Consider the following 6,850-nt stretch of genomic DNA (forward strand, 5'->3'; position numbering starts at 1 on the left):
TGATCCCGGGATTTATGGAAAGGATAATATCATTGTTCTGGGTGAATTTGGAGGACTTGGCCTTCCTGTGGAAAACCATACTTGGCAGGAAAAGGACAATTGGGGATATCAAAGTTTCAAAAGCAAAAAGGAATTGGCGGACAGGTATGCAAAATTGATTGAAACTATGGAAAGCTTGATCCCTATGGGACTATCTGCAGCTGTTTACACCCAGACCACTGACGTGGAAATTGAGATCAACGGATTGATGACCTATGATAGGAAAGTAATCAAGTTTGATGAAAAGTGGCTGAAAGAGCTTCACGAAAAACTTTACAAAATCAATGTCAATCTGAACCGATGAAAAATCAAGGGTTATTATTTTCTTATAGCCCTATTTTGTCAAATTTAAAGAGCAGTTAGAAAATTACATTTCTATTCAATACTCCTACTGAATGAAGAAAATGTCCCTTTGGGGACAATATATGGGTAGCAAGAGTTTGATTTTAGTGGATTGTGCCTTTAGGTACGGGATATATGTTGTACCTGCCTACCGGACAAAAGGCACAAATGCCCTTCGATTGATCGTTTATTTACCAATATTATGTCCCTAAAGGGACCTTAGCCATTTAAATTTCTCAGGAATGATGTGAATCTATTCCATATCCTGAAATTGAAAAGAAGTCAGATTATCAAAAAAAAATATTGTGCTATGAAATTAAGATTCAAAACCCTTATTCACCTGACAATGATAGTCTCATTGGGATTGCATGCATGTCAGGAGAAAAAAGAAAATAATGCCAGGTTATTGCAGGAATTTAATAATCCATTAGATGTGGCTTTTGGGGATCCCTATATTCTGGATGATGGCAACGGGAAATTCTACATGTACGGGACCGGGGCAGGGGCTAAGGATGGCTTTGTTGTGTACGCTTCAGAAGACCTCAAAAACTGGGAAAATAAGGGACAGGTTTTTAATGGCAATACTGCGGAATCCTGGAGTGTGGCCAATTTCTGGGCTCCAGAGGTTTATAAGTTTGATGGTCGCTATTATATGTTTTACAGTGCAGATTGGCGTGTGAATCCCGAAAATGATTTAGAGAATTTTAAAATTGGAGTTGCCGTTGCAAATGCTCCAACAGGACCATTTGTAGATATGAGAAATGAACCTCTCTTCGATCCTGGATATCCCATTATTGACGCCAATGTATTTAAAGATGATGATGGAAAATTCTATCTTTATTATTCAAGGGCCTGCTACATGCATCCTGTAGAATCTGAAATTGCTGATTGGGCCAAGCGTGAAGGCTTATTTGAAGAGATTGAAGAAAGTTGGGTATATGGGGTAGAACTTAATCCTGATTTTTCGGGTGTCATCGGGGAGCCTGTAATGCTGCTTAGGCCACCGGTCAAAATGGATGACAAACAAGCTGAGTGGGAAAGCAGGTCAGTTACAAGCGGTGAAGTAAACAGAAGGTGGACGGAAGGTTCTTTCACTTTTAAGCATGGTGATAAATACTACATCATGTATTCTGCAAACTATTTTGGTGGCATGCATTACGCTGTAGGTTATGCTACAGGAAATTCTCCTTTAGGTCCCTTTGAAAAAGCCGGAAATAATCCGGTTTTGGAAAAGAATACTTCACAGGGAGGTGAGGTGACCGGGACAGGACATAACTCTGTACTGTTTTCTGCTGATAGGAAAGAAATGTATGCAGTCTACCATGGCAGAACCCAAAAAACCGGGCATGAGCGATTGGTTTTTATCGACCGAATGACCATAGATGAAACCGGGAAACTCGAAGTTCATGGGCCGACTACGTCGCAGCGGAAATAGAATATTAGTGTTGACAGTATAGTTTCCAATTGTAAATTGGTTTAAATATAAGGGTGTAATTGCAAATTACACCCAGCCATCGCCGAAAGCTTATTCTACACCCTTTGGGGGATTTAGGTACACAATTATTTGCTTTGTTAAAATGACAGCAGTGACAATAGGTTTGATTTTTATAGGTTTTAAACCGCAAAGGGTGCAAAGGTTGCATTAAGGTTTTTTTCTTTGCGTTTTCTTTGCGACCGGTGCGGTTAGGAATATCCGTTTTCTGAAATTCATTTTTTAAAAGTTACCAAATAAGGTATCTTTTATTATCTATGCTGCGTATGAGAATCATAAAAGAAAAAACTCTGACAGATTATTTCGGTCATAGTAAATATAAGCAAGCTGAGGAATCTTTAAGGGCTTGGATTTATGAAGTCAGATTCTCTTCATGGGAGAACTCAAATGAATTGAAAGCAAAATACGGCAATACCAGTATCATCAGTTCCAAAAGAGTTGTATTCAATATAAAAGGCAATGACTATCGATTGATTGTTGATATTGAGAATAAATTAAAAATAGTCTTTGTTGTTTGGTTTGGAACTCATGCAGAATATGATAAGGTAGATGCAAAAACGGTACGATATGAAAATTAAAATATTAAAGTCAAAACAAGAATATGACAAGGCTTGTGAGCGGATTTATTCCTTGATCCAAAGCATAGAAAAAGCCATTGAACCAGAAAGTCCGGAAGGAGAGGAGTTAGAACTTTTGTCTATGCTCGTTGAAAAATATGAGCAAGAGCACTTTCCTGTCGAAGCTCCAAATCCAATAGAAGCAATTAAGTTTAGAATGGAACAGATGAATCTAAAACAGGTAGATATTGCTCCGCTATTGGGAGGTAAAACAAGAGTGTCTGAGATTTTGAATGGGAAGCGTGCATTGACCCTTAAAATGATAATTTTATTGAACAGATATTTGGGAATACCCTTGGAATCACTGATTGCCGGAAATAAGGATGTAAGCCTGGATCCGGAATCACAGGATAAGATTCTGGGTATTGCGGCTATCAAAAAGTATTTTTCCGGGTCCAAGGCTGCGATATTTTAAAGGAATTGCAGATTTTTTGAGGGGGAGTTACCATCAGATTTTTTTACATAACTCATCAAATGCAACTGACATAAAATCATGTACCTAAACCTTTGTGCTGTTAGCTGAGTTATGCTTACATCAGTTAATAAGGTCACTTTTTTATTCATCAAGCAAAACGCCTGATTTCTTTACCAACAAACTGCATATTTAAAAAGCAAATTTAAAATTCATGAAGAAGTTCAAAAAATCTGAAATAGTATTAATGGTATTGGTAGTAATCCTGATCGGAGTATCAGAATATTATTTTGTCATTCAAAAAGAGCCGTTAAAAGCAATTTTTATCGGTTTATGGTGCCCGACCATTTTGGGCTTTTTAATAATATTTAATATGAAAAGGTAAAATGGAAAATGTAGACATAATTATATTGACGATAATGGTTGTTGTTTCTTTTGTGGTTTTTATAGCCACTTCCCTTAAAGAATTCAACAAAATGGAGGAGAAGCCCTATGAATTTGAAAAAGCATCCGGATTTACCAGGGCCGCATTATTTAATGTGCTCAGTTCCTTTTTTGATGATGATGAAATTCCTGAAAAAATCAGAGAAAAGTTTAAAAGTACTATAAAGCGTACCATTTCTGATATGGAGACAGATGGCATGTATTTTGACGAAAAAATTAAAAAGCCCATCTCAAAGGACAAGCCTAAAAACCGACCTGACGTGGAAGATTAAAGAAATTGTAACCTTCGAAATAGCTTATTTTGTTTCAGTAGATTGAATAATCAATATCATTTTTAGTGTATGTAAGCAATGATGCCAGTGAAATAGTAGTTCAATTTAATTATTTTCAGTAAACTGATTTGTCCCACAACGGACTCTCGATTTCCGATTTCCAACAAGTTTGTGGTAGATTTTTTTTTTACTGGCAAAGAAGCCTCTAACCATTTCATTTTTTGAAAGTTACCAAATAAGGTATCTTTGTACATTATGAAAATTAAAATATTAAAGTCAAAACAAGAATATGACAAGGCTTGTGATATTGAACAGATATTTGGGAATACCCTTGGAGTCACTGATTGCTGGAAATAAGGATGTAAATCTGGAGCCGGAATCACGGGATAAAATTCTGGGTATTGCTTCAATCAAAAAGTATTTTTCCGGGTCTAAGGCTGCTATTTTTTAAGCGAAATGCTGATTTTTTCAGAAGGAGAAAACCGTAAGGGCTTGAATTTAATGTTAAAAAAAATGAGAAAATCTTAACATTATAAATTTACAATGTAAAAAAATATCAATTTTCTTTACATTAGTGTTTTTGATCAATGCCCTGACCAAACAGGAATAGAAAAATACAAATCCATTAGAAAAATCTGTATTTAGAACTTGAACCATGGACTTTGGGATTTGAAAATTGGCAATCCATAAAAAAATAAACCGCAAAGGACGCAAGGGGTACGCTAAGGTTTTTTTTCTTTACGATTTCTTTGCGACCGTGGGATGAAAAGGCAATCGTTCGGAATTTCCGAACAGTTCGGAATGAAAATGAGGTTGACTATATGGTATCGCAAAATGCGAAACCTTGGTGTTATAATCTTTTGAACTTTTCAAGTATGAAGGAAATTTTTTTGTTTCCAATTCAAAAGAATATTAGATGGGAATAATTAAACAAAGCAATATTAATATTTGGCTTTAGATAAGCAGAGAAAAGCTTCAAGGTCAATTTGTGACCTTGAACAAAGGGCGTGGATATAGCCAGTATCCGGAAATCAACATTCAAGAGCCCTTATTTTCCGATCGCATATTCAGAGAGAATCCCCAAGCATCTTTAAGGGGCCTTGGATTGGTAAGGGTTTCAAGCTCGGAAACCTGCGCTTTCAAATGATTCCTATAGAAAAGAAAATCACCATCTTCAATCAGGCTATCGAGATCAAAATTCACGGCATATTTTTCTGCCATTTGAAGAATAGCATCCTTGCGCATCTGACTGTGGTCGCTCAAATAATCAGCCATTTTCAGTAACCATAACTTTTGCTCAGCCAAGGTCTTTTCGGCCAACTCCAGGGCTTTTAAGATCAAAGATTCCGCTTTTTTGCCCAGTTCATTGTCTTCATCATGTAGGAAATATTTTGTTTCCACTGCCTTGGCATCAAAAGCTCCCGGAATATTGCCCATTCCTGCCTCTTTCAGCATGGCTGTGATAAAGGCTGTGGCTTTATTGATGTCATCCTCAGCACCGGTGGTTACATTTTCTTCTCCAAAAACAAGACGCTCCGCGGCATATCCGCCTAAATACAATGCCAACCTGTTTATGACTTCCTTTTTGGAAATGTATTTCCATTTGAATTTGGTATGGATAAAGCCGCCCGTCTCCACTTCGGCTGTATTGGAGAATATAACTTCAGGAACAGTAAGGAGTAAAATGGTAGCAATGATGGCATGACCGGATTCATGCACTGCTATAATGGCCTGTAAATCATTTTTCTTGCTTTTTCTCAAATCTTCCAGAATGAATTTTTGCTGGATTGAAAGCGAATGGACGATGATTTCCTCCCGATAATAGTCGATATGGATAAGGTTTCCCTTTAGCTTCATGGCAATACAGGAAACCTCCAGATTTTTTAAAATCATTTCCGTGATGATTTTTCCCAATTTGGATTGGACAACCTGATGAATAGTGGTAAAGATCGGCCTTGTACCCTGAGTGGGATAAACCGCCTCTTTGTAAATAAAATCATGCAAAGAGGAATCAATTTGAAGTTTCACGCCTTGATTGCGGTAAACCTTCTCCTCAATTTTTCTAAGTTCCAGGTCTATGATTTTTTGAAAGGATTGTTTACTGAAGGCAGGGTAGATAATGTGAAGATTGCCTAATCTCGCAATCTGCTCATTTCGGAAACGACGCTGCAAAGCCCTTTTGATGGTGGGGACGTTGATTTTCAGGGATTGTTCTTGAAACTCATCTGCATCTATATCAGGATTGAAATTATGGCTCATGGTGTAGGCCTCATCCAAGTTGCCCAAAACAAAAATCAAACCTTTGGAACAATCCACTGTCTTTGGACTATTCCCGAGTTCAAATACCTCCAATAAGAAAGCTAAAGTTTCGTATCCTTCCAACGAAAGTAGTTTTTCCTGCAATTCAAAAGTTGTTGAATATTTTTCCTTCGCCATATCAAAAATACTTTCATAAAACCGGTCGGGGACAAATAGCACATCCTGCGTGTTTGAATCGGTCTGCTTTCCATCATTACTATGGTCTGTAAACTGATTTTTTGGATCCATTTTCTCCATGAAATATTCCACTTGAGCGGTTACCTTCCCTTTGGATACCTGTACGCCATGGGACAAAAGATATCGGAGCTGTTTGATCAGGTCGTAAAGTTCTTCCTGATGAAAACTGAATTTGGAAATCTTGAATTTTCCTGAATCCAATAACTGCCAGATAATACGGGAAGAGCTTTTTTCTTTTTCTGCTCCCAAATCATCCAATGTTCGGGCATGTTGGAATTCATCAAGGGCCAAGATGATGGGGTAGCCATTGACATTTTCATAAATCTCCTGAAGGGTTCTTTGAACATTCCAATCTCTGTTTTCACGCTCACCAAGGTCAAAATAGTAGTACTTTTGCTCCATTGAAATCAATTGGACCAAGCGATTGACCAAAGAAGACTTACCCACTCCCGTCAATCCCCACAAGTTAATGATGACCGGCTTTTCCTGGATTTCGGGAAAAAGATACCAAGAGCTTATCGCATCGACGACTTCCTCAATGACCTGATCTATTCCTACAAATTCTGTTTTCAGTGTTTCCTTGGCTTGTTGAAGAACTGCTTGTTTTTCAATCAATTCTTTGTGCCTTTGTTGTAAGTCCTTGTTCATATTTTCCTGTTTTGGGTCAAAACTATACTGACCCTATGCCAAAGAACGGCTGAGTCAATTCTTTTTTTATAAAGCTGACAAGCCCGAT

At 37.5% G+C, this 6,850-nt stretch carries 6 protein-coding genes and 1 pseudogene; 6 read left to right on the top strand and 1 reads right to left on the bottom strand.

The window, feature by feature from the left end:
* From ACEW8U_RS14320 to ACEW8U_RS14345, 6 genes and pseudogenes are all read left to right on the top strand, one after another.
* Window positions 1-343, top strand: a pseudogene (locus ACEW8U_RS14320) (beta-galactosidase); the annotation flags it as partial.
* Window positions 344-691: 348 nt separating this feature from the next.
* Window positions 692-1,816 carry a glycoside hydrolase family 43 protein gene (locus tag ACEW8U_RS14325; protein ID WP_373522733.1) on the top strand — a complete coding sequence of 375 codons (1,125 nt, stop codon included), beginning with the start codon at window positions 692-694 and terminating at the stop codon, window positions 1,814-1,816.
* A 323-nt stretch (window positions 1,817-2,139) separates the two neighbouring features.
* Entirely contained in the window at window positions 2,140-2,451 is a 312-nt protein-coding gene (locus ACEW8U_RS14330) for a type II toxin-antitoxin system HigB family toxin (protein WP_373522734.1), read from the top strand.
* The gene (locus ACEW8U_RS14335; RefSeq protein WP_373522735.1) at window positions 2,441-2,905 is read left to right on the top strand and encodes a type II toxin-antitoxin system HigA family antitoxin; all 465 of its coding nucleotides are present in this window, start codon (window positions 2,441-2,443) and stop codon (window positions 2,903-2,905) included. Before ACEW8U_RS14330 ends, ACEW8U_RS14335 begins: the two co-directional genes overlap by 11 nt.
* A gap of 383 nt (window positions 2,906-3,288) precedes the next feature.
* Window positions 3,289-3,618 carry a hypothetical protein gene (locus ACEW8U_RS14340; protein WP_373522736.1) on the top strand — a complete coding sequence of 110 codons (330 nt, stop codon included), beginning with the start codon at window positions 3,289-3,291 and terminating at the stop codon, window positions 3,616-3,618.
* A 289-nt stretch (window positions 3,619-3,907) separates the two neighbouring features.
* Window positions 3,908-4,069, top strand: a complete 162-nt coding sequence (locus tag ACEW8U_RS14345) for a hypothetical protein (RefSeq protein ID WP_373522737.1) — start codon at window positions 3,908-3,910, stop codon at window positions 4,067-4,069.
* Between the two features lie 587 nt (window positions 4,070-4,656).
* On the opposite strand, the gene ACEW8U_RS14350 is transcribed toward ACEW8U_RS14345, so the two are convergent.
* The gene (locus tag ACEW8U_RS14350; protein ID WP_373522738.1) at window positions 4,657-6,762 is read right to left on the bottom strand and encodes a hypothetical protein; all 2,106 of its coding nucleotides are present in this window, start codon (window positions 6,760-6,762) and stop codon (window positions 4,657-4,659) included.
* Window positions 6,763-6,850: the final 88 nt, after the last annotated feature.

The organism is Aquiflexum sp. (genome assembly GCF_041751335.1).
Lineage (GTDB): Bacteria > Bacteroidota > Bacteroidia > Cytophagales > Cyclobacteriaceae > Aquiflexum.